Genomic DNA, 23570 nt, shown 5'->3' with positions numbered 1-23570 from the left:
ACGGCAGACTATGGACGGCGATAGGGGGAAACCCAGGGTAACCGGCCGACTTCACTCCTGCGGGTGATCGCCCCCGATCAGTCCACCAAGTCCCGTACCACCGCGTCCGCGAGCAGGCGTCCGCGCAGGGTCAGGACGGCGCGGCCGGCCTCGAACGGGGCCTGCTCCAGAAGGCCGTCCGCGAGGGCGCGGTCCGCGGCGCGGCGGCCCGCCGGGGCGAGGATGTCCAGGGGGCAACCGGCGGCGAGGCGGAGTTCCAGGAGGACGCGTTCGACGCGGCGGTCCTCGTCGGAGAGGAGTTCGCGGCCGGCGCCGGGGGAACGGCCCTCGGACAGGGCCTGGGCGTAGGCGCCGGGGTGCTTGACGTTCCACCAGCGGACGCCGCCGACGTGGCTGTGCGCGCCGGGGCCGGCGCCCCACCAGTCGGCGCCGGTCCAGTACAGCTCGTTGTGGCGGCAGCGGCCGGCGTCCGTGGTGGCCCAGTTGGACACCTCGTACCAGCGGAAGCCGGCGGCGGTGAGCGTCTCCTCGGCGATCAGGTAGCGGTCGGCGTGCACGTCGTCGTCGGTCATCGGGACCTCGCCGCGGCGGATGCGGCGGGCGAGCTGGGTGCCCTCCTCGACGATCAGGGCGTACGCCGAGACGTGGTCGGGGGCGGCGCCGATCGCGGCGTCCAGGGAGGCGCGCCAGTCCGCGTCGCTCTCGCCCGGGGTCCCGTAGATCAGGTCCAGGTTCACGTGCGCGAACCCGGCCGCGCGCGCCTCGGCCACGCAGGCCTCGGGCCGTCCCGGGGTGTGCGTGCGGTCGAGGATCTTCAGGACGTGCTGCCGCGCGCTCTGCATCCCGAAGGAGATCCGGTTGTACCCGGCGGCGCGCAGGTCGGCGAGGTAGCGCGGATCGACGGATTCCGGGTTGGCCTCCGTGGTGATCTCCGCGCCCTCCGCGAGCCCGAACTCGTCACGGATGGCGGCGAGCATCCGGCCGAGGTCGGCGGCGGGAAGCAGGGTGGGCGTACCGCCGCCGACGAAGACGGTCTCCACCGGGCGGGGATCGTCGCCCAGCACCTTGCGGGCGAGCCGGATCTCCTCGATCAGGGTGTCCGCGTAGTTCTCCCGCGAGGCGAGCGCGCCGCCGGAGCCGCGCAGCTCGGTGGCCGTATAGGTGTTGAAGTCGCAGTAGCCGCAGCGCGTGGCGCAGTACGGGACGTGCAGGTAGAACCCGAGCGGCCGGTCCCCCGCCCCCTCCAGGGCGGAACCGGGCAGCGCCCCGTCCTCGGGCATGGGCTCACCATCAGGCAGTGCGGAAGGCATGGGAACCATTGTCCGGTATCCGGCGGGTGAACGGGGCGGGCCGGGGCCGGGGGCCGGACGGCCGCGAGCCCGGCGGAGCAGGCGGCGCCCCGACAGGCGACCCGCGATGTGCCCGCCGGCCGCGGGCTGCCGCGACGCCCGCCCGGACCGTGGCGAAGGCGCGGGACCACCCCACGCCACCGTCATGGTTACTCCGGCAACGTCGCCTGAAGGACCAGCAGGGCCAGATCGTCGTCAGGCGGAGTGGGGGCGAAGGCGTGCACCGCGCCGCGGATGTGTTCGGCGATGCCGGGGGCGCGGAGGCCGGCGCAGGCCGCCAGGGTGGCCGCGAGCCCGTCCCGGTCGTCGAACTGCCGCCGCCCCCACCTGCGCTCCGTCACCCCGTCCGTGACGCACAGCAGCGTCTCGCCGGGCCGCAGGTCGAAGGACTCGTTCTCGTACGCCGCCTCTTCCAGGACGCCCAGCAGCACTTGCGGCACCGCGACGGGCCGCACGGTGCCGTCCGTGCCCAGGACGAGGGGCAGCGGGTGGCCGGCGCTGGCGAGGGTGCAGCGGACGCCGTGCCCGTCCGCGTGCGGCACCAGCTCGCCGTAGAGGAGGGACAGGAAACGCGTCTGCTCGTCCTCCTCCCGTTCGGCGGACGGGGCCACGCCGTTCCCGGCCTCGGCCACCGCCACCGTGACGGCCGCCACCGCGTCCGCGGCCTCGCGGGCCAGCGTCTTGTTGAGCCGGTCCAGGACGTCCGCGACGGAGAACCCCTCGCGGGCCAGCAGCCGGAGCACCGGACGGGCCAGGCCGGTCACCGCGGCGGCCTCCGGCCCGCTGCCGCACACGTCGCCGAGGGCGAAGCACCAGCGCCCGTCCCCGGCCCGGAAGAGGTCCCAGAAGTCGCCGCCCGCCCACGCGCCCTCGCGCGGTTCGTAGACCACCGCGGACTCGATGCCGGGCACCCGCGGCAGTCCCGCGGGCAGCAGCCTGCTCTGGAGCACCTTGCTGATGCGTTCCTGGCGGGCGTACGCGCGGGCGGTGCCGATCGCCTGCGCGGCCCGGCGGGCGAGGTCCTCGATCAGGGCCACGACCTCGTCCGGGAAGCGCATCAGGCCGGCCCGCCCGATCAGTATCGTCCCGTGCCGGCGACCGCCTGCCGCCAAGGGGCAGGCCAGCGCCGCGCCGCCCGGCCCGTATCCGCTCGGCTCGTGCGGCCAGGGCCAGGGGACGGCCGTGCGGGCGCCGCCGGCCGGGTTCCGGTCGGCGATGACCGGCGGGTCCTTCTCCAGGACCATCCGCAGGGCGTCGATCCGGGCCTCGTTGGAATGCCAGACCCGGGAGAGCCGGGGCGCCTGCCCGGGCCCGCCGGTGCCGTCGTCGAGCCATACGGCGCACCAGTCGGCCAGCCTCGGGACCATGAGCTGGGCCGTGATGGACGCCACCCGGTCCGGGTCCAGCTGCCCGGACAGCAGGTCGGACGCCTCGGCGAGGAAGGACAGGGCGCCGTGCCGCATCCAGTCGGTGTCGGAGCGGCGCAGTTCCGCCCGCTGCGGCGCCGGGGCCAGGAGTTCGGCGGCCCGCAGGCCGCGCCGCAGCGCCCGGTCCGTGCGCGGCACGCCCGCCTCCGGGTCGTAGGCGGGGTCCGGTTCGCCGGTCGGCAGGCGGAACCACACGGTCTTCATGCCGCGGCGGTAGGAGATCCCCCACGCCTCGGCGACCGCGCCGACCAGTTGCAGGCCGTGGCCGCCGCCCGTCGGCGTGGGCTCGTGGCGGCCCCGTACGGCGCGGGCGGGGTGGTGGTCGGACACCTCGACGACGACGGCGGGCCACGGGCCGTCCGTCTCCAGGCGGCTGAGCAGCTCCACGGCGGTGCCCGCGTGCACGACGGCGTTGGTGACCAGTTCGCTCACCAGCAGGACCGCCTCGTCGGCGAGGCGGTCGGTCAGGCCGTCGGCGCCCGGCAGCCCCCGGGAGGTCCAGTCGGCGAGCGTGGCCCGCAGGAACTGGCGGGCGGCGGCAGCGGCACGCGGGTTCCCGGGCAGGCTGGCGCGGCGGACGCTGCGGTCGGCGGGGGCGGTGGCAGGGCGCGGCTCCGGGGCGACCGACGGCGCCGGGGCCGGGGCCGGGGCCGGGGAAAGGGTTGCCGGTAGCGCGTCGGGTGGGGCGTTTCCGTCCGGCCCGTGCGGTACGGCCGATCCAGGCGGTACATCGGGTCCCTGCGGTACGGCGGTCGGGCCCGCGTGCACCGCACCGGCGCCCGCTTCCTCCGCCACGGGCGAAGTGCGGATCGCGCGGATGCCCTCCGCCGGGCCGGGCGCGCCATCGGACGGTTCGGTGCCGCCGCCGGCCGTTCCGGTCACGCCATCGGACGGTCCGACGACGCCACCGTCCGGCCTGAACTCGTCACCGTCCGGCCTGATCTCGTCATCAGCCGACTCCGGGAGATCACCAACCGACTCCGGGAGATCACCAGCCGACCCGCTGCCGTCACCAGCCGGCCCGGCAACGTCACCGCCCGGATCCACCGCACCGGCACCCCGCCGCGCGACCACGCCCCCGCCGGACGCCTCATCCCCGCCCGGCCACCCGGCGCCGTCACCGTCCCGGACACCGGCCGGCCCCTCACCCGCCGCCCCGTCCGGCGCACCCGCGCCCCCGGCCGCCCCGTCGACGCCCTGCCCGGCGACGCCGTACTCCGGCATCGGCACCGGCTCCGGTCCGCCGGTGCCGTCCGGCCGGCCGGGCCCCGCCGGGCTCGGCCGCGCGGCGTCCCCTCGCGCTGACATTGTCGTCCTCATCGAGCTCATCGAGCGACTCCCGAGCAGTTCCGCAATAGCGCCGAACGCGCCACCGACAGAGTGACAGACTGAGCGCGCCCATAAGCGACGAGTTACTGAAGTGAGCAGTCATGGCGGTCGATTCGGCGGTTCCTCGTGCTTCTCACGCCTCTGATCACTCTTCCGGCCAATCCTCCGGCCGCTCATCCGACGGCTCCTCCGACGGCGACCGGGTGCGTGCCGCCGACCTGCGGCCTTTGCTGACGGCGTTGACGTCCCTGGCGGCGGGGGACTTCCGTGCGCGGCTGCCCCTGCCGCGCGACGGCATGCTCGCGGACCTGGCGGCGGCCTACAACCAGATCGCGGCCCGCAACCAGCACCTGGCCGACGAGCTGTCCCGGCTGCGCACGGACGTGGTGCGGCGGGGGCGGCTGGACGAGCGGATGTCGCCCGGTGCCGGGCCCGGCACCTGGGCCACCTGCGTGCAGGCCACCAACGCCGTCATCGACGCCCTGGTCGTCCCGGCGGCCCAGGCCACGCAGGTGCTGGACGCGGTGGTGGAGGGCGACCTCACCCAGCGGGTGGACCTGCACGACGGCAACCGCCCGCTGCGCGGGGACCGGCGGCGGCTGGGCCGGGCGGTGAACCGCATGGTGGACCAGCTCTCGCTGTTCACCGGCGAGGTCACCCGGGTCGCCCGCGAGTCCGGGACGGAGGGGCGGCTGGGCGGGCGGGCCAAGGTCGCGGGGCTTTCGGGGAGTTGGCGGGATGTCACGGACGCCGTCAACACCATGGCGGCGCGGCTGACGGCGCAGGTGCGGGACATCGCGCTGGTCACCACGGCCGTCGCGCGCGGCGACCTGACCCGTCAGGTGACGGTCGAGGCGGCGGGCGAGCTGCTGGAGCTGAAGCTGACGGTCAACACGATGGTCGACCAGCTCTCCGCCTTCGCCGACGAGGTCACCCGCGTGGCCCGCGAAGTCGGCACCGAAGGGCAGTTGGGCGGACGGGCCCAGGTCAGGGGCGTGTCGGGCGTCTGGAAAGACCTCACCGACAACGTCAACTTCATGGCCTCCAACCTCACCAGCCAGGTCCGCAACATCGCCCAGGTCACCACGGCGGTGGCCAACGGCGACCTCAGCCAGAAGATCACCGTCGACGCGCGCGGCGAGATCCTCCAGCTCAAGCTGACGGTCAACACGATGGTCGACCAGCTCTCCGCCTTCGCCGACGAGGTCACCCGCGTGGCCCGCGAAGTCGGCACCGAAGGGCGGCTGGGCGGACGGGCCCAGGTCAGGGGCGTGTCGGGGGTCTGGAAAGACCTCACCGACAACGTCAACTTCATGGCGGACAACCTGACGAGCCAGGTCCGCAACATCGCCCTGGTGGCCACCGCGGTCGCGGAGGGCGACCTCGGCAAGAAGATCACGGTCGAGGCGAAGGGCGAGATCCTGGAGCTGAAGACGACGATCAACACGATGGTCGACCAGCTCTCCGCGTTCGCCGACGAAGTCACACGCGTGGCCCGCGAAGTCGGCACCGAAGGCAACCTCGGCGGTCAGGCCCAGGTCCGCGGCGCCTCCGGCGTCTGGAAAGACCTCACCGACAACGTCAACTTCATGGCCTCCAACCTCACCAGCCAGGTCCGCAACATCGCCCAGGTCACCACCGCCGTCGCGGACGGCGACCTGTCGAAGAAGATCACGGTGGACGCGCGCGGCGAGATCCTGGAGCTGAAGGACACCGTCAACGGCATGGTGGAGCAGTTGCGCGCGTTCGCCGACGAAGTCACACGCGTGGCCCGCGAAGTCGGCACCGAAGGCAACCTCGGCGGCCGGGCCCAGGTCCGCGGCGCCTCCGGCGTCTGGAAAGACCTCACCGACAACGTCAACTTCATGGCCTCCAACCTGACGGCGCAGGTCCGCAACATCGCGCTGGTGGCCACGGCCGTGGCGCGCGGCGACCTGTCCAAGAAGATCGACGTGGACGCGCGCGGCGAGATCCTGGAGCTGAAGACCACGCTCAACACGATGGTCGACACCCTCTCCTCCTTCGCCTCCGAGGTGACGCGGGTGGCGCGCGAGGTGGGCAGCGAGGGGCGGCTCGGCGGCCAGGCGCGGGTGGAGGGCGTCTACGGCACGTGGAAACGGCTGACGACGAACGTCAACGAGCTGGCCTCCAACCTGACGACGCAGGTGCGCGCCATCGCGGAGGTCGCCTCCGCGGTGGCCGCGGGCGACATGACCCGCACCATCACCGTGGCGACGCAGGGCGAGGTGGCCGAGCTCAAGGACAACATCAACCTGATGGTCTCCAACCTCCGCGAGACCACCCGCGCCAAGGACTGGCTGGAGTCGAATCTGGCCCGGCTGGCCGGTCTGATGCGCGGCCACCGGGATCTCGTCGAGGTCGCCGACCTGATCCTGCGCGAGCTGACGCCGCTGGTGAACGCCCAGTACGGCGCGTTCTTCCTGGCCGACACGGAGCCGGGCGACCTGCGGCTCGCCTTCATCGCCGGTTACGGATCCGCCCAGGACACCACCGTGGACACGCCGGGTTCCGTGGGGCACGGCCTCGTCCGGCAGGCCGCCCTGGAGAAGAAGCGCATCCTGGTGGAGAACGCGCCGACCGACTACATCAAGATCAACTCTGGCCTGGGCGAGGCGGACCCGGCGACGGTCGTGATCATCCCGATCCTCTTCGAGGACCGGACGCTGGGCGTGATCGAACTTGCCTCCTTCTCCCGCTTCTCCGACGTCCACCTGGCGTTCTTCGACCAGTTCGTGAACACCATCGGGGTCGCCATCAACACCATCGTCGCCAACGCCCGCACGGAATCCCTGCTGGGCGAGTCACAGCGGCTGGCGCGCCAGCTCCAGGAGCGCACGGACGAGCTCCAGCGCCGGCAGGCCGAACTCCAGCGTTCCAACGCCGAACTGGAGGAGAAGGCGGCGTTGCTGGCCAGTTCCTCGCAGTACAAGTCCGAGTTCCTGGCGAACATGTCGCATGAGTTGCGTAATCCGCTCAACTCGCTGCTCATTCTGGCGCAGTTGCTCGCCGACAACCCCGACGGGAACCTGACCGAGCAGGAGGTGCAGTTCGCGATCACGATCCACCGCTCGGGGTCCGACCTGCTCCAGCTGATCAACGACATCCTGGACCTGTCCAAGATCGAGGCCGGCCGGATGGACGTCCGGCCCAAGCGCCTGCCGCTGGCCAAGCTGCTCAACTACGTGCACGACACCTTCCGGCCCATGACCCTGGACCGCGGGCTGGCCTTCGAGGTGGGGGTGGACGACACCGTCCCCAAGGAGCTGTTCTCCGACGAACAGCGCCTCCAGCAGGTGCTGCGCAACCTGCTCTCCAACGCCGTCAAATTCACCTCCGCCGGGAAGATCGACCTGCGGGTGGACCTCGCCCCGGACGGCTTCCTCGCCTTCAGCGTCACGGACACCGGCATCGGCATCGCTCCGGACAAACTGCCCGCCATCTTCGAGGCGTTCCAGCAGGCGGACGGCACGACCAACCGCAAATACGGCGGCACCGGCCTCGGCCTGTCCATCAGCCGGGAGATCGCGGGCCTGCTCGGCGGCCGGATCACCGCCTCCAGCCGCCCCGGCGTCGGCAGCGTCTTCACGCTGTACGTCCCGGCGGACTGCCCGGCGACCATCCCCGCCGACTCCGTACCGCGCCCGGGCACACCCCGCCCGCCGACCGGCACCACGTTCCTCAAGCCGCACACCACCTCCGCCACCCCCCGGGAACTCCGGGAATCCCGGGAACTTCGGGAAGAGGCGCCTCCCTGGCCGACGACCTCCCGGCTGGAGGAGTGGCAGACCGGCCCGTCGGGCCGGCTGCTCTCCGGCCGCCAGGTGCTGGTCGTCGACGACGACATCCGCAACGTCTTCGCGCTGACGAACATCCTCAGCCGGGTCGGCATGCGCGTCCTGTACGCCGAACACGGCCGCGAGGCCATAGAGATGCTGGGCCGCAACACCGGGATCGACCTGGTACTGATGGACGTCATGATGCCGGAGATGGACGGATACGAGACCATCCGCGCCATCCGCCGCACCCCGCGGTTCGCCAACCTGCCCGTCATCGTCCTGACCGCCAAGGCGATGCCAGGGGACCGCGAGGCGTCCCTGCGCAGCGGCGCCAACGAGTACGTGCCCAAGCCGGTGGACATCGACCGGCTGCTGTCCGTGGCCGTCCGGCTGCTGACCCGGCGGGGGACGGGTACGGAACCGGGGGCCGGGGCCTCCTTGACGGCCGGGGGTGCTTCACCGGAGGCGGACGGAGCATCCTCGGGCGCCGGCCGGGTCGGTTCCGGTGCCGGGGGGGCAGCCCCGCCGGACATGGCGGAGGCCCCGTCCGGCGGGGCTGCCGGAGGGGCGGACGCCACCGGCAAGGGGAGCGAGGCCGCCCCCTGCCCCGTCTCCGACGACTGCCGCGACCCCGGGGACGCGCCCGGGCCCGTTCCCCCCACCCGTCCCGACCCCGAGCCCGCTCCGACGACTCTCGACACCGAAGCGACCTCCTAGAGGTCCCGAGGCCCAGAGGCACGAACATGACTCATGGAAACGGCACCGGCACCGACGCTGACGACCAGGCGGGGATCCTCCTCGTCGACGACATGGAGGACAACCTCGCCGCGCTGGAAGCGGTTCTCGGCTCGCTCGGCGAACCGCTCGTCCGGGCCCGCTCCGGCGAGGAGGCGATGAAGGCGCTGCTGCGGCAGGAGTTCGCCGTCGTCCTGCTGGACATCCTCATGCCCGGCATGGACGGCTTCGAGACCGCCTCCAACATCAAGCGCCTCGACCAGACCAAGGACGTCCCGATCATCTTCCTGACCGGGACGGACAGCGATTCCGGCTTCGCCTTCCGCGGCTACTCCACCGGCGCGGCCGACTACCTCACCAAGCCCTTCGACCCGTGGGTGCTGCGGGCGAAGGTGAACGTCTTCCTCGACCTGCACCGCAAGAACCGCCAGCTGCGACGGCTCGTCGCGCAGGAGCACGCCTGCATCGGCCGGCTGGCGGATCGTATCGCCGAGGTCGAGCGGCAGCTCGCGCAGAGCGAGCACGCCGACGCCCGCGCCCTGTGCGAGAGCGTGGCCCGGATGGAGGAGGAGGTGCGGGCGCTGCGGGGGAGGCGGGGGTGAGCGCCTCCCGTCCCGGCGGGGACCAGGGCCGACAGCCGGACGGGGCCGGTCCCGGGGCATCCGGCCCGGCCGCCCGCGGCCGGGGGCCCGGTCCCGGGGACTGGTCTCCCCCACCGCCGCGTGCCCGGGACCGGTCTGGGGACTGATCTCCCCCACCGCCGCGTGCGGCACGGCCCCGGACACCCCCCAGGAGGAGTGAGGCGGCGCGCTCCCGCCTCCTCCCAAGAACGCGGCGCCCGCCGCTCACGCCTCCCGGGTGCCCGCGTACATCTCGTCCAGCAGGTCCTTGAACGTCCGCTCCACCACCGGGCGCTTCACCTTCAGGCTCGGGGTGATCTCCCCGTGCTCGATGTCCAGGTCGCGCGGCAGCAGCCGGAACTTGCGGATCTGCTGCCAGCGCTGAAGCCCTTCGTTCACCCGCACCACGTAGCCCTCGATCAGCTCCGTGGCCTGCGCGGACGCCGCCACCTCGGCGTACGACATCCCTTCCAGGCCGTGTTCCTTGGCCCACGCCATGATCGTCGGCTCGTCGAAGGCGATCAGGGCGGTACAGAAGTTCCGGTTGGCCCCGTGGACCAGGACGTTGGAGACGTACGGACAGGCCGCCTTGAACCGGGTCTCGACCTCGGCCGGCGCGATGTACTTCCCGCCCGAGGTCTTGATCAGGTCCTTCTTGCGGTCGGTGATCTTCAGATAGCCGTCGGGGGACAGCTCACCGATGTCACCGGTGTGGAACCAGCCGTCCGGCTCCAGCACCTCGGCGGTCTTCTCGGGCAGGCCGTGGTAGCCCTGCATGATGCCGGGGCCGCGGAGCAGGATCTCGCTGTCCTCGGCGATCCTGACCTCCGTGCCGGGCAGCGGCTTGCCGACCGTGCCGGTGCGGTACGCCTCGCCCGGGTTCACGAAGCTGGCGGCGCTGGTCTCGGTGAGCCCGTACCCCTCCAGGATGTTGATCCCGGCGCCGGAGAAGAAGTAGCCGATCTCGGGCGCCAGCGCCGCGGAACCGGAGATCGCCGCCCGCAGCCTCCCGCCGAACGCCTCCCGGATCTTGCTGTAGACCAGCGCGTCGGCGACCTTGTGCCTGGCAGCCAGGGCGAACGGCACCGAGCGGTTCCCCGTCCGCCGGAAGTTCTCCTGGGAGACCTTGCCGTACTCGCGGGCGACCTCGGCCGCCCATTGGAAGATCTTGTACTTGGCCGCGCCACCCTCCCGGGCCCGGGCCGCGACGCCGTTGTAGACCTTCTCGAAGACGCGGGGGACGGCCGCCATGTAGGTCGGCCGCACGACCGGCAGATTCTCGACGATCTTGTCCACCCGGCCGTCGACCGCTATCTCGTGCCCGAGCGCGATCTGCCCGGCGGTCAGCACCTTGCCGAAGACGTGTGCCAGCGGCAGCCACAGGTACTGCACGTCGTCCGGCAGCAGCATGTCCGTCGCCTGGATGGCCCGCGCCATGTACGCCCAGCAGTCGTGCGGCAGCCGCACGCCCTTGGGACGGCCGGTGGTGCCGGAGGTGTAGATCAGCGTCGCGAGCTGGTCGGCGCGCAGGTCGTGGACGCGTTCCTTGACGCACTCCGGGTTCTTCTCCAGGTAGGCGGCGCCCCGCCGCTCCAGCTCGGCCAGGGAGAGCACCCAGTCCGCCGGGTCGCCGTCCTCGGGCCGCGCGTCGGCCTCGTCGATGACGACGACGTGTGCCAGCTCGGGCAGGTCGGCGCGGCGCTCACGGGCCTTGGCGAGCTGCTCGGCGTTCTCGGCGATCAGTACGCGGCTGCCCGAGTCGGCGAGGATGTAGGCGGTCTCCTCCGCGTTGGTGCTCGGGTAGACGGTCGTGGTGGCCGCGCCGCAGCACAGCACCCCCAGGTCGGCGAGGATCCACTCGACGCGGGTGGCGGAGGCCAGGGCCACCCGCTCCTCGGGCCGGACACCGAGCTCGATCAGCCCCGCGGCCATGGCGTACACCCGCCGCGCGGCCTCGGACCAGCTCAGCGTCCGCCAGTCGTCGGGCCCGTGTCCGGACGCGGAGGGCACGGGGTAGCGGTACGCCGCCAGATCGGGGGTCGCCGCCACGCGCTCCAGAAAGAGGGTCGCCACCGAAGGCGGCCGGTTCTCGATCAACGTCTGGGTATCCGTCACGGCATCCTCCGGGGGCCCGCTCCGCTGTTGTTGACTCGCGAGTAACCTCAAGCAGTGATCAGACTAGGGCGCCTTCGGCTGACACGTAAGAGGATGCGACCGAAGTCCTTCGCGTCGTGACCGGATGGGCGGTGAGTACGCGGTTGGGCACCCATCTGGGGAAGCGCATGGGGCCCGCGCGGATACACGGATGGACGCCCGCGCGGATACGCGGATGGGGCCCGTGCGGATACACGGATGGACGCCCGTGTGAATACGCGAATGGGCGCCCGTCCCAGAGGAACGGGCGCCCATGCGGGGCTTCCCGGCGCGGCGGCCGGTTACCTCACTTCTTCGCCTTGGAGTCCCCGTCGGAGTCCGAGGACAGCACCGCGATGAAGGCCTCCTGCGGGACCTCCACGTTGCCGACCATCTTCATCCGCTTCTTGCCTTCCTTCTGCTTCTCCAGGAGCTTCCGCTTACGGGAGATGTCACCGCCGTAGCACTTCGCGAGCACGTCCTTACGGATCGCGCGCACCGTCTCACGGGCGATGACCCGGCTGCCGATGGCGGCCTGGATCGGCACCTCGAAGTTCTGCCGCGGGATCAGCTCGCGCAGCTTGGCGACCAGCCGCACGCCGTACGCGTACGCCTTGTCCTTGTGGGTGATCGCGGAGAACGCGTCGACCTTGTCGCCGTGGAGCAGGATGTCGACCTTGACGAGGTCCGACTCCTGCTCGCCGGTGGGCTCGTAGTCCAGCGAGGCGTAGCCGCGGGTCTTGGACTTGAGCTGGTCGAAGAAGTCGAAGACGACCTCGGCGAGCGGGAGGGTGTAGCGGATCTCGACGCGGTCCTCAGAAAGGTAGTCCATGCCGAGCAGGTTGCCGCGCCGGGTCTGGCACAGCTCCATGATCGCGCCGATGAACTCGCTGGGGGCCAGGATCGTGGCCCGGACCACCGGCTCGTGCACCTCGGCGATCTTCCCGGTCGGGAACTCGCTCGGGTTCGTCACCTGGTGCTCGGTTCCGTCCTCCATCAGCACCCGGTAGACCACGTTGGGCGCGGTGGCGATCAGGTCGAGACCGAATTCGCGCTCCAGGCGCTCGCGGATGACCTCCAGGTGCAGCAGGCCCAGGAAGCCGACGCGGAAGCCGAAGCCGAGGGCCGCGGAGGTCTCCGGCTCGTAGACCAGCGCGGCGTCGTTGAGCTGGAGCTTGTCCAGCGCCTCGCGCAGCTCGGGGTAGTCCGAGCCGTCCAGCGGATACAGACCCGAGAAGACCATCGGCTTCGGGTCCTTGTAGCCGCCCAGGGCCTCGGTGGCACCGTGGCTGAGCTGGGTGATCGTGTCGCCGACCTTGGACTGGCGGACGTCCTTCACACCCGTGATCAGGTAGCCCACCTCACCGACGGACAGGCCGTCGGCCGGGGTCATCTCGGGCGAGTTGGTGCCGATCTCCAGCAGCTCGTGGGCGGCGCCGGTGGACATCATCTTGATCCGCTCGCGCTTGCTGAGCGTTCCGTCGACGACCTTCACGTACGTGACCACGCCACGGTAGGCGTCGTACACCGAGTCGAAGATCATCGCGCGGGCGGGCGCGTCCTTGACGCCGACCGGCGGCGGCACGTCGCGGACGACCCGGTCCAGCAGCTCGGGCACGCCCACGCCGGTCTTGGCGGAGACGCGCAGCACGTCCTCCGGCTCGCAGCCGACCAGGTTGGCCAGCTCGGCGGCGAACTTCTCGGGCTGCGCGGCCGGCAGGTCGATCTTGTTCAGCACCGGGATGATCGTGAGGTCGTTCTCCATCGCCAGGTAGAGGTTGGCGAGGGTCTGGGCCTCGATGCCCTGGGCGGCGTCGACCAGGAGGATGCAGCCCTCGCACGCGGCGAGGGAGCGGGAGACCTCATAGGTGAAGTCGACGTGGCCGGGCGTGTCGATCATGTTCAGGATGTGGGTGGACCCACTGTCCTGGCTCGGCGCCCAGGGCAGCCGGACCGCCTGGGACTTGATCGTGATGCCGCGCTCGCGCTCGATGTCCATCCGGTCGAGATACTGCGCGCGCATCTGCCGCTGCTCAACGACGCCGGTCAGCTGGAGCATCCGGTCGGCGAGCGTGGACTTGCCGTGGTCGATGTGCGCGATGATGCAAAAGTTACGGAGGAGAGCCGGGTCGGTACGGCTCGGCTCCGGCACGTTCGTAGGGGTCGCGGGCACGCAGGGTCCATTCAGTGAACGCGGGTAGGCGGGACTCGGTTGTACGTCTCCCCCATGGTCCCATGAGCGGCGGGCGCCGTCCGGTTTGGGAGGGTGCCGGGGCTGCTGCTAACCTGGTCAACTGCGCTTTGTGCCCTCTCACGTGCGAGGCGCGACTCGAATTCCAACGAACCTGAAAAGGCTCTTTTCGTGGCGAACATCAAGTCCCAGATGAAGCGGATCAAGACGAACGAGAAGGCTCGTCAGCGCAACAAGGCTGTCAAGTCCGCTCTGAAGACCGCGATCCGTCGTACCCGTGAGGCCGTCGAGGCCGGTGACCTGCAGAAGGCCACCGTCGCCGTCGCCGAGGCGAGCAAGAAGCTCGACAAGGCCGTCAGCAAGGGCGTCATCCACAAGAACGCCGCCGCCAACAAGAAGTCGGCGCTGGCCAAGAAGGTCGACGCCCTCAAGGCCTGACCTCTGACGGTCCCCGCCGGGACCCGTCGGCCCGTCCGCCGGCTTCCGGCGCCTCAGCCCGCGGGCTGAGGACCCCGCACCACCTCGCCGTCGAGGAACCAGCGGCCCCTCTCTCCGCTCCTCACGGCAGCCGCCGCGGCTCACGCCCGGCAGCACCACAGATCGGCACATTTCCCGCCCCACGGGAACGCCGACACATACCGTGTTGTTCGCCACAGCACTGCGTAACACCCCCGGAGGCTCAGCCTCCGGGGGTGTGGTGCGTTGGGGGGTGTGCGGGGGGCGCGGTGCGTGGAGGCGTGCCGCCTGACCCGTGCCGGCCGCGCGTCGCCCATGCGTCGCCCATGCGTCGATCAGTGGGCGTGGGGGCTGCGCGGGCGCGGCGGCCTCGGTGGGAGCGGGCGGCGCGGGCGATGGAGACGGCGGTCTCAGCGGGAACGGGCAGCGCGGGCGATCGCGACGGCAGCCTCAAGCGATGACGGCCTCAGCGAGAGGCGGGCCGCCCGGGCGATCGGCACGGCGGCCTCATCAGCGGGAACGGGCCGCCCGGGCAATCGCGACGACGGCCTTTTCCAGCGCGTACTCGGGATCGTCACCGCCGCCCTTCACCCCCGCGTCGGCCTCGGCCACGGCGCGCAACGCCGTCGCCACGCCGTCCGCCGACCAGCCGCGCATCTGCTGCCGCACCCGGTCTATCTTCCACGGCGGCATCCCCAGATCGCGGGCGAGATCGCCGGGACGGGCGCCGCGCGGGGCGGAGGCCAGCTTGCCGATGGCCCGGACCCCCTGGGCGAGCGCGCTCGTGATCATGACGGGGGCGACGCCCGTGGCCATGGCCCACCGCAGCGCCTCCAGCGCCTCGGCGGCGCGCCCCTCCACCGCCCGGTCCGCGACCGTGAAGCTCGACGCCTCGGCCCGGCCGGTGTAGTACCGGGCCACCACCGCCTCGTCGATGGTGCCCTCGACATCGGCGGCGAGCTGCGAACAGGCGGAGGCCAGCTCGCGCAGATCACTGCCGATGGCGTCCACCAGCGCCTGGCACGCCTCCGGCGTCGCGGAACGCCCCGCGGTGCGGAACTCCGAGCGGACGAACGAGAGCCGGTCGGCGGGCTTGGTCATCTTGGGGCAGGCGACCTCGCGGGCTCCCGCCTTGCGGGCCGCGTCCAGCAGCCCCTTGCCCTTCGCGCCACCCGCATGCAGCAGGACGAGGGTGATCTCTTCGGCGGGCGCGCCGAGGTACCCCTTGACGTCCTTGATCGTGTCGGCGGACAGGTCCTGTGCGTTGCGGACCACCACGACCTTGCGCTCGGAGAAGAGCGAGGGGCTGGTCAGCTGCGCGAGGGTGCCGGGCTGGAGCTGATCCGGGGTGAGGTCGCGCACGTCGGTGTCCGCGTCGGCGGCGCGGGCGGCTGCCACCACCTGCTGCACGGCGCGGTCGAGGAGCAGGTCCTCCTGGCCCACGGCGAGCGTGACGGGGGCGAGCGGGTCGTCGTTTGCTGTCTTCCTGGCCATCGTGGTCCAGCATCCCACGGCCCACTGACAGCACGTGTCGGACAATGTTCGAGTGAGCGATGTTCGACATGTACTCGTACTGCCCGACCGCGACGCCGCCGAGGAGGTGGCGACGATCCTGACCGAGCGGTTCGACCTGGCCGAGGAGCCCCAGCTCATACGGGACGCCCTGGCCGGCGAGGACGACGCGGAGGACGCGCAGTGGCTGGTGGTGGTCGAGGACCCCGACAACCGCCACGATCCGGTGCGGCTGGACGAGCTGGCCGACGGCTACGAGGGGTGGCTGGAGAGGGAGTAGAGGTCACCGGGGATCGGTGCGGGAGCCCGTCGCCCGGAACCCTGGGCACGGCGGCCCCGCAGGCCCCGCGCCCGCTCCCTCCTCACCCCCGCCCGCTCCCTCCTCACCCGCGCACGGTCGGCAGGCTCTGCAGCGCGATGCCGAAGTGCGTCCGATAGGCACGCAGCGTCTCGGCGTCCGACAGTTCGTGCTGCTCTCGTCCGCCGTCGGAGTCCGTGATCACGAGCGTTCGGCCGGACAGCGTGATCCGGCCGGTCTCCGTCAGGCGCGAGCAGACCAGCGACCGGGTGAAGTGGGACTTCGGCGACGTGCGGTGCCACCAGCAGCCCACCTCGAAGTCGCGCAGCCGGCGCGGACGCTGTTCGAGCCGGTACTGCGGCGTGCCGTCCTGGAGGACGTCCAGATCTCCGTCCGGTGTCTCCTCGATCCGGAAGACGCCGCCGGGGTCGGGCTGGTCCGTACGGCTGTCCAGGCGCAACGGGTGGTGGCTGAACTTTCCGAAGCCGACATCCGCGAGCCACGGCCCCGTGGGGGTGTGGACCCGCAGCGCGAGGTGGTCGTACGGGATGCCGACGCCGTCCGGGCCGTGCACCCGTGCGGCGAGGAGTTCGACGTCGTAGCCGAGGGCGCGGAGGAGCGCCGCGAAGGCACCGTTCAGTTCGTAGCAGAAGCCACCGCGCCCGCCGCTCAGGACCTTGTCGACCAGCGCCGTTTCCCGCAGCACGATGTCCTCGCCTCGGTGGATCGCGAGGTTTTCGAAGGGGACGGTCCGCAGGTGGCGCAGCTGGAGGTCACGCAGCTCTCCCGCACCGGGGGCGGCGGGGCGATCGGCTCCGATGCGGCGCAGGTAGGCCTCGACGCGCTCGGGGTCCATGGCGCCGTCATCCTCCGCCGATGACGAGTCCGGTGAGGGCGGTGTCCCTGTCGGTGACGAGTCCGAGGAGGGGTGGGCCTTTGCCGGTGGCGTGGTGGGGGAAGGGGTCCGTGACGCAGTGTGGGAAGGCCGTGCTGATGATCCGTGATCTGCGGGTGCCTCGTCGCCTGCGGGCGCACCGTCGCCTGCGAGCGGCGGTGTTCCTTCCCCGGCCGCCGGCCGCGTGCCGGAGGCGGCGGACCGGTCCTCGCCGGTGGCTTCCGTCGCGGTCTCGATCACCGTCGCGGCCTCGATCACCGTCGGGGTCTCCTCTGCCTGGGAGCTCATCAGTGGCTCGTCCTCTCGGTGGCGAACCAGCGCCGGGTGCGCTCCACCACGGATTCCGGCGTGTTCGCCGCGATCCCGGCGACCGTCTGCTTCGCCAGCTCGCGGCGCCAGGCCAGCTCCGCCCTGCGCATGGCCGTGGCGATCCCGCACGGGGCCCGGTAGGTGCTGGCCGGGGCCTCCGCGCCGGCTCCTTGGCGGCGGATCTCCGCGCACCGGAACGCCTCCTCCGGGCCCTCGATCGCCGCGACCACGTCCATGAGCGAGATCTTCTCCGGCGGCCGGGCGAGCTGGAAGCCGCCGCGGGCGCCGGGGGTCGAGTGCAGGATGCCCGCTCGGACGAGGGCCTGGAGCCGCTTGTTCAGGTAGGCCGGAGGCAGGTCGAAGGACGCCGCCAGCTTGGCCGTCGGAACCGGCCGGTCATCACCGAGCCAGACCAGGATCACGCAGCAGTGCAGGCCCCATTCGACGCCCTCGCTCATCCTCATATTCTGGAGCTTACCGGTCCGGATTGCGGTCCGGTTCTGCTGCGGGAGGTGCCCTGGGGCGGCCGTCCGGCGGGGTATCCGGGTGGCCAGGGCCCGCCCTCGGAGCTGGGGGCCGGGCTCCGGGGCCACGCGAGGGCGCTCTGCCCGGGCCGGGTCTCCGCATGACCGGGGCACCACCGGGAACGGGCCTTCGGGTGGCCAGGGCGCGCCTCGGAGCCGGGCTTCGGACCGGCCCGCGCGCTCCCGTCCCGCCGTCCACCGGCTCTCCGGACGAGGCGCCCACCTGGCCATCGGACGACAGAGGATGAACCTCTGGTGACGGAATGCCGAACCACGCTCCGAACCGCCCATCGGTCCCTACATTGCAGGCAACTCCCCTCCCGATCATGTGTGCGAGGTTGCCGTGGCCCTTCCGGACACCGAGACGATCCTGGCCGTGGCCGGTCTGCTGGTGACAGCCGTCCTGTGGGCCGTGGAACGCTTCCTCCCGGGCCGCAAGAGGATCGGCTATCGCGTCCAGATGGACGCCGCGATCGGCATGAACCCCCGTGACGCCCACAACCTCGTACAACTGCGCCTGCTCCGGCAGAACCAGGAGATCCGCGACGCGACGCTGGTCCTGGTGCGCTTCGAGAACGACGGCGGCAAGGACATCGTGCGGCAGGACTACCAGGAACCGCTGACCGTCGAGTTCCGCGGCCGGACGGTCATCGGCGTCGAGGTGCCGGACGCCAACCCACCGGACCTGGTGGGCATGCTGACCCGCAACGGCGGCGGACTGCGGCACACCGGCAACCGCCTGCTCGTCCCCAAGGTGCCGCTGAACAAGCGCGATCACTTCAAGCTGCTGGTCCTGTTGTCGAGGAGCGAGATCGGCGGCGGGGAGGACGAGCCGGTCGGCTCCGGCGCCCAGGGCAATGGCGTCGGACGCCGGGGTGACGTGGTCGTCGGCGGATTCATCAGCGGCGGTCGGATCCGCCGCAACGCGCAGCGCTGGGGGCCGCGCAAGCTCAACCTCGCCCTGGGCGGAACCTTCATCGTCCTGATCGGGCTGCTGGGCGGCCTGCTGCTCAACGGCACCGGCAGCTCCGCCCTCAGCATGTGCGGCACCGGACGGCTGACCATCGACGGCTCGACGGCCTTCGCCCCGCCCGTACGGGAGATCGCGAAGCAGTACGAGTCCCGCTGCCCGGGGGCCGACATCACGGTGTCGGGGAACGGGAGCCTGTCCGGACTGGCGAACCTGAACCGGAGCGGGAAGGCCGCGACCTCCGACGCGCCGGGCTTCCTCGCCACGTCCGACGTCCCCGCGCCGTCCCTCTACACGCGGCTGCGCGGCGTACGGGTGGGGGTGGTCCTGCTCAGCCTGGTCGTGAACGGGAAGACCGGCGTCACCAACCTCACGTCCGACCAGGTCCGCAAGATCTACGACGGCACCTACACCAACTGGAACCAGGTGGGCGGCAACGACCTGCCGATCCACCTCGTCAGCCGCGGCTCCAGTTCCGGCAGCCGGGTGGCGTTCGAGTCGTCCGTGCTGAAGGGTCCCGAACCGGCGGTGGTGTCGTCGTACGACTGCAGCAGCAAGGACCGCGACCGGAAGGCGCGGATCACCCGGTGCGAGGCGGAGAGCACCAGCGGCGTCCTGGACGCGATCAGCAGGGTTCCGGGCGCGATCGGTTACTCCGAGGTCTATGCCGCGGCCAAGCGTCCGCACCTCGTCACCGTGCGGCTGGACGGGCACGAACCCGACATCGAGTGGGGCAGACAACGCGACTATCCCTTCTGGACGGTGGAGTACCTCTACACGTACGAGCTGCCGGCCCAGGATTCCCTGGCCGCGAAGTTCCTCGCCTTCATGAGCAGCGACACCGCGAAGAACGTCCTGCGGATGTACAAGCACGTGCCCTGCGCCGACCGCACCACCGCGTCGGGGGCCGTCTGCGCCTCCTGAAGCCCCGGCCCCGCACCACGGCGCTCGGCCGGTGCGCGGTCCCCAGCACCGCGACCGCGCCGTCGGCGTCCGTGCGCAGCACCGTCGTTCCGTGGGAACGCAGGGCGCCGAGGGTGCGGGGCGCCGGATGCCCGTACGGGTTGCCGGCGCCTACGGAGACCAGGGCCAGGCGCGGCGCCAGCCGGCGTATGAGGTCCGGGTCCTGGTAACCGGAGCCGTGGTGCGCCACCTTCAGGACATCGACGGGACCCAGGTCCGGGTACGCCGCCAACAGGGCCTGCTGGGCGTGCGGTTCAAGATCGCCGAGGAGGAGCAGGGACAGTCCCGCCGAGCGGACGAGGAGGGTGACGCTGGCGTCGTTGGGCTCCAGGGGGACGCTTCCGGCGGTGTCCGGTGGTGGGGGCGTCCCTTCGTACGGGCTCGTGGCCGTCGGGGACGTGTCCGGTGGCGTGGGGGTGATCGGCCACAGGACCGTCCAGGACAGCGGACCGAGCCGGCGGCGCTCCCCCGCCCTGGCGTGGATCACCGGCACGTGTGCGGCGGCGGCCTGGCGCCGTACGAAAGCCGCCTGACCCGGTGGTTCTTCGACAGGGGTCGTCTGGATGGCCCCGACCGCGCGCCCCCGCAGTACGCCGGACAGCCCGTCCACATGATCAGCGTGGAAGTGGGTCAGGACGAGGAGGGCGACGCGCCGCACGCCCAGGTCGGACAGGCAGCGGTCGATGGCCCGCGGCTCCGGACCGGTGTCCACGACCACCGCCGTGCCGTCGCCGGCGGCCAGCACCAACCCGTCTCCTTGGCCCACGTCACACGCCACCGCGCGCCAGTCGGGAGGCGGCCAGCCGGTGAGCACCCGGACCAGCGGCACGGGGCGGCAGACGACCAGGAGCAGCAGCAGCGCGCAGAGTACGCACAGCCAGGGGCGGCGCAGGGCCCGGCGCCCGAACGGCAGCAGGATCGCGATCACGGCCCCCAGCAGCAGCCCACCCGGCCACCCGCCCGGCCAGTCCAGCTCCGCACCCGGCAAACTCGCCCCCGTACGGGCCAGACCGGCGATCCACAGGGCGGGCCACCCCGCGCACCAGGCCAACAGGTGCGCGAGGACCGGGATGACCGGGGCGGTGGCGAGGGCGAGGAACCCGAGGACGGTCGCGGCGGCCACGGCCGGCTCGGCGAGCAGGTTGCACGGCACGCCGACCAGTCCCACCCGTGCGGCGAGGACGGCGCCGACCGGTGCGCACACCACCTGGGCCGCCGCCGACGCGGCGAGCGCCTCGGCGAGGCGGGGCGGTACCCGGCGCCGTCGGAGCGCCGCGCTCCACCGCGGGGCGATGGTGAGCAACGCTCCGGTCGCCAGGACGGAGAGCAGGAACCCGTAACTGCGCGCCAGCCACGGGTCGTAGAGCACCAGGAGCAGCACGGCCGCGGCGAGGGCGGGAAGGAGGCCGCGGCGCCGGCCGGTGCCGATGGCGAGCAGCACGATCACCCCGCAGGCGGCGGCACGCAGCACGCTCGGGTCCGGACGGCAGACGATGACGAAGGCCAGGGTGACCGCCCCACCCATGAGCGCGGTGTGGCGCAGTGACAGCCCCAAGCGCGGCGCGAGGCCACGGCGTTCGGCCCGAAGGGCGAGGTGCGGCGGACCGATCAGCAGCGCGAGCATGATCATCAGATTGCTGCCGGAGACGGCGAGCAGATGCGTCAGGTCGGTGGCGTCGAAAGCGTCCTGCAGGTCGGACGGGACGCGGGAGGTGTCGCCGACGACCAGCCCGGGCAGCAGGGCACGGGCGTCCGCGTCCAGACCGTCGGTCGCCCGACGGAGCCCGGCCCGGAGGTCTCCGGCCACGCGTTGCAGGACGGTGGGCCCCGTGAGGCGGTGGGGGCCGGTGTCGGCCGTCACCCGGAGGACGGCGGCGATCGGTCCGGACGGTGGAAGCGGTGGCGCCGGCCGGGCCCGCACCCGAATGTGGGTCGACGGCAGCAACTCCCGCCACTTCGCCAGCGGCCGGGCGGCTGCCTTGGCCGGTCCGGTTTCCGGCCCTCGTGCGTCTTCTTGTTGCCGGGGCCGCTGTTGGACGACGACCAGGACCGGGGTGCGGGTGGCGGTGACCGTGCCGTCGGGCGCGGTGACATGGGTGACGTCCGCGGTGAAGACGACGGCTTCGGGCGCCCGTTGAGATCCGCGCACCTTCGGACGGGTCGGATGCGGATCACCTGTGACCTTCACATCGGCGGACACCTGGGCATACCGGCCCGCCAGCGCCGGCAGCGGCCCGCGGCGCAGGTCGGCGGCGTGCAGACCGGCGGACGCCGCCCCGGCGACCGCGCACAGGAGCACTCCGGCAAGGGTGGTCGCCCATGCGGTAGCTGCTGCGGCGGGGGGACCGAGCGTCGCGCCCGGGGTGGGCGCGGTTCCCGTGGGGACGGTCCCCGTGGGGCCGTCCCCCGTAGGCGCGTTCCTCGTGGGGCCGTCCCCCGTAGGCGCGTTCCTCGTGGGGCCGTCCCCCATGGGGGTGGCACCTCGTGGGCGCGACCGATGGACGGCTGCCTGCCGCGCGGCGAGGAAGAGGGCAACGGCCGCGAGAGCCGAGGCCACCGCGCAGGCCACCGCCACCACCGTGCCCGTGGCGTCCAGGGCGAGCGCCGCCGCGCCCCAGGCGGCGAGGGCGGGCCCGACGAGGCGCAGGTCGGCCGGTTGGCTCGCCTTCGGCCGGTTGCCGTCTGCCGGTGACGGCACCGCCGCGTCCGCCCTGCCCGACACGGACGTCACGGCTGCACCAGGGCCCGCAGGTCGGCGAAGCGGCGGTCACCGATGCCGTTCACTTCCCTGAGCTGATCCACGGAGAGGAAGCCGCCGTGCCGGCTGCGGAAGTCGATGATGTGCTGGGCCAGGACCGGCCCGACTCCCGGTAGGCCGTCCAGCTGCTCCACCGTCGCCGTGTTCAGGCTGACGGGCCTACCGGCGGGTCCTCCCTGGCCCGCCGTACCGGCAGTGCCCCCCGTGCCCTCCGCGCCGACGCCCGGGTCCGGACCCGCGCCCGTCATGCCGACGAGGACCTGTTCGCCGTCAGTCAGGAGGCGCGCCCGATTCACCCCGCGCAAACTGACGCCCCGCAGCGCGCCGCCCGCCGCCTGGAGCGCGTCGGCGACCCTCGAACCGGCCGGCAGCCGGTGGATACCCGGGCGGTGGACCTTCCCCGCGACGTCCACGACCAGTTGGCGCGCGGCGGAGCTCTGCGGTGCGCTCACCCTCGCGGAGGTGGGCGCGCCCGGGGGCACGGGAGATGCCGAGACCGGGATGGCGGCCGGTGCCCGCACGGGGCGCGGCCCTGCGGCCCAGAAGTGCTGAACGGCGAGGATCACCGCCACCACGAGCACCAGGCCGAGGGCGGCGAGCGTCTTGGACTCGATCCCGCACCTCACCTGCACCCACAAGGGCAGTCGCTCCCGCACCGCCAGCCGCGCTCGGCTCCGCCTCGTCAGGGACCGCTCTCCTTGCGAAACCGGCTCGGCATCACCGACCTGCGATGGCGCTCCGGGCCTGTGCGCGGCGCCGGTGCCGGAGCCGGATCCCTTGGAGGGCACAGCCCTGTCCGTCCGCGCGGCCACCTGAGGAGCAGCGAACCGCCCGACCGGCGGATCAGCCCTGCCCACGGGTTCGAACCGGCTACGGGCTACCTCGTTCCCGTCCGGCCCACGACCTTGATCGGGTGGGCCGTCCCTGCCTGATGGGCCATCCCCGCCCGGCGGGCCGTCCCCGTCGCGGGAACCGCGCCTGTCCTGCGGGTCGGCCTTATCCCGGGGACCGCGCCCGTCCTGCGGGTCGTTCCCGCCCCGGAAGTCGCGCCTGTCCGACAGGTCGTCCCCACGCCGGAAACCGCGCCCCTCTGGCGGATCGTCCCCATCCAGCGGGCTGTTCCCGCCCGGTGGTTCGTCCGCCCTTCTCGGGTCGTCCCACCCCGGCAGGTCAGCCCCGTCCGTCCAACCGCCGTGACCTGTCGGGCCATCCCCGTCCGTGTCCCCGTCCCCGTCCCGCGCGTCGCCCTCCACCGGCAGATCGCCGTCTGCCAGCGGGCCCCTCGCGCCCTTCCCCGAGCCGGT

14 protein-coding genes are annotated in these 23570 nt (G+C 72.4%); 5 read left to right on the top strand and 9 right to left on the bottom strand.

Going from position 1 to position 23570, the window contains the following annotated elements:
- Positions 1–77: 77 nt before the first annotated feature.
- Together hemW and ABZX96_RS12355 are read right to left on the bottom strand one after the other, a co-directional pair.
- Entirely contained in the window at positions 78–1319 is a 1242-nt protein-coding gene (gene hemW / locus ABZX96_RS12360; protein WP_355542117.1) for a radical SAM family heme chaperone HemW, read from the bottom strand.
- Between the two features lie 179 nt (positions 1320–1498).
- A complete protein-coding gene (locus ABZX96_RS12355) occupies positions 1499–3340 on the bottom strand; it encodes a SpoIIE family protein phosphatase (RefSeq protein WP_355542161.1) in 1842 nt (613 codons plus the stop codon).
- Positions 3341–4344: 1004 nt separating this feature from the next.
- On the opposite strand from ABZX96_RS12355, the gene ABZX96_RS12350 reads away from it, so the two are divergent.
- Both ABZX96_RS12350 and ABZX96_RS12345 read left to right on the top strand, forming a co-directional pair.
- On the top strand, positions 4345–8619 hold the full coding sequence (locus ABZX96_RS12350; RefSeq protein ID WP_355542158.1) for a HAMP domain-containing protein: 4275 nt from the start codon (positions 4345–4347) through the stop codon (positions 8617–8619).
- A 26-nt stretch (positions 8620–8645) separates the two neighbouring features.
- Positions 8646–9239 (top strand): response regulator, encoded by a 594-nt coding sequence (locus ABZX96_RS12345; protein ID WP_355542114.1) that lies wholly within the window; start codon positions 8646–8648, stop codon positions 9237–9239.
- A gap of 243 nt (positions 9240–9482) precedes the next feature.
- Here the strand turns inward: ABZX96_RS12345 and ABZX96_RS12340 are convergent, their stop codons facing one another.
- Together ABZX96_RS12340 and lepA are read right to left on the bottom strand one after the other, a co-directional pair.
- Positions 9483–11372: a long-chain fatty acid--CoA ligase gene (locus ABZX96_RS12340; RefSeq protein ID WP_355542111.1), complete on the bottom strand. Its 1890-nt coding sequence runs from the start codon at positions 11370–11372 to the stop codon at positions 9483–9485.
- Positions 11373–11697: 325 nt separating this feature from the next.
- Positions 11698–13563 carry a translation elongation factor 4 gene (gene lepA, locus ABZX96_RS12335; RefSeq protein ID WP_355542108.1) on the bottom strand — a complete coding sequence of 622 codons (1866 nt, stop codon included), beginning with the start codon at positions 13561–13563 and terminating at the stop codon, positions 11698–11700.
- Between the two features lie 189 nt (positions 13564–13752).
- Here lepA and rpsT point away from each other — a divergent pair, with 189 nt between their 5' ends.
- Positions 13753–14019 (top strand): 30S ribosomal protein S20, encoded by a 267-nt coding sequence (gene rpsT, locus ABZX96_RS12330; RefSeq protein ID WP_355542105.1) that lies wholly within the window; start codon positions 13753–13755, stop codon positions 14017–14019.
- A 528-nt stretch (positions 14020–14547) separates the two neighbouring features.
- Here the strand turns inward: rpsT and holA are convergent.
- Complete coding sequence (holA, locus tag ABZX96_RS12325; protein WP_355542102.1) at positions 14548–15531, bottom strand: DNA polymerase III subunit delta; 984 nt, start codon at positions 15529–15531, stop codon at positions 14548–14550.
- 52 nt (positions 15532–15583) lie between these two features.
- On the opposite strand from holA, the gene ABZX96_RS12320 reads away from it, so the two are divergent.
- Entirely contained in the window at positions 15584–15829 is a 246-nt protein-coding gene (locus tag ABZX96_RS12320) for a hypothetical protein (protein ID WP_355542099.1), read from the top strand.
- 103 nt (positions 15830–15932) lie between these two features.
- On the opposite strand, the gene ABZX96_RS12315 is transcribed toward ABZX96_RS12320, so the two are convergent.
- Both ABZX96_RS12315 and ABZX96_RS12310 read right to left on the bottom strand, forming a co-directional pair.
- A complete protein-coding gene (locus ABZX96_RS12315) occupies positions 15933–16703 on the bottom strand; it encodes an arylamine N-acetyltransferase (protein WP_355542096.1) in 771 nt (256 codons plus the stop codon).
- Positions 16704–17029: 326 nt separating this feature from the next.
- Positions 17030–17515 carry an Rrf2 family transcriptional regulator gene (locus ABZX96_RS12310; protein ID WP_355542093.1) on the bottom strand — a complete coding sequence of 162 codons (486 nt, stop codon included), beginning with the start codon at positions 17513–17515 and terminating at the stop codon, positions 17030–17032.
- Between the two features lie 403 nt (positions 17516–17918).
- On the opposite strand from ABZX96_RS12310, the gene ABZX96_RS12305 reads away from it, so the two are divergent.
- Complete coding sequence (locus ABZX96_RS12305; protein WP_355542090.1) at positions 17919–19469, top strand: substrate-binding domain-containing protein; 1551 nt, start codon at positions 17919–17921, stop codon at positions 19467–19469.
- Here the strand turns inward: ABZX96_RS12305 and ABZX96_RS12300 are convergent.
- Together ABZX96_RS12300 and ABZX96_RS12295 are read right to left on the bottom strand one after the other, a co-directional pair.
- Positions 19372–22239: a ComEC/Rec2 family competence protein gene (locus ABZX96_RS12300; RefSeq protein WP_355542087.1), complete on the bottom strand. Its 2868-nt coding sequence runs from the start codon at positions 22237–22239 to the stop codon at positions 19372–19374. The genes ABZX96_RS12305 and ABZX96_RS12300 overlap by 98 nt on opposite strands.
- Positions 22236–22892 carry a ComEA family DNA-binding protein gene (locus ABZX96_RS12295; protein ID WP_355542084.1) on the bottom strand — a complete coding sequence of 219 codons (657 nt, stop codon included), beginning with the start codon at positions 22890–22892 and terminating at the stop codon, positions 22236–22238. The genes ABZX96_RS12300 and ABZX96_RS12295 overlap by 4 nt, the downstream gene beginning before the upstream one ends.
- Positions 22893–23570: the final 678 nt, after the last annotated feature.

Source organism: Streptomyces sp. NPDC003077 (assembly GCF_040611095.1).
Lineage (GTDB): Bacteria > Actinomycetota > Actinomycetes > Streptomycetales > Streptomycetaceae > Streptomyces.
This window is presented reverse-complemented; position numbering and strand designations above follow the sequence as displayed.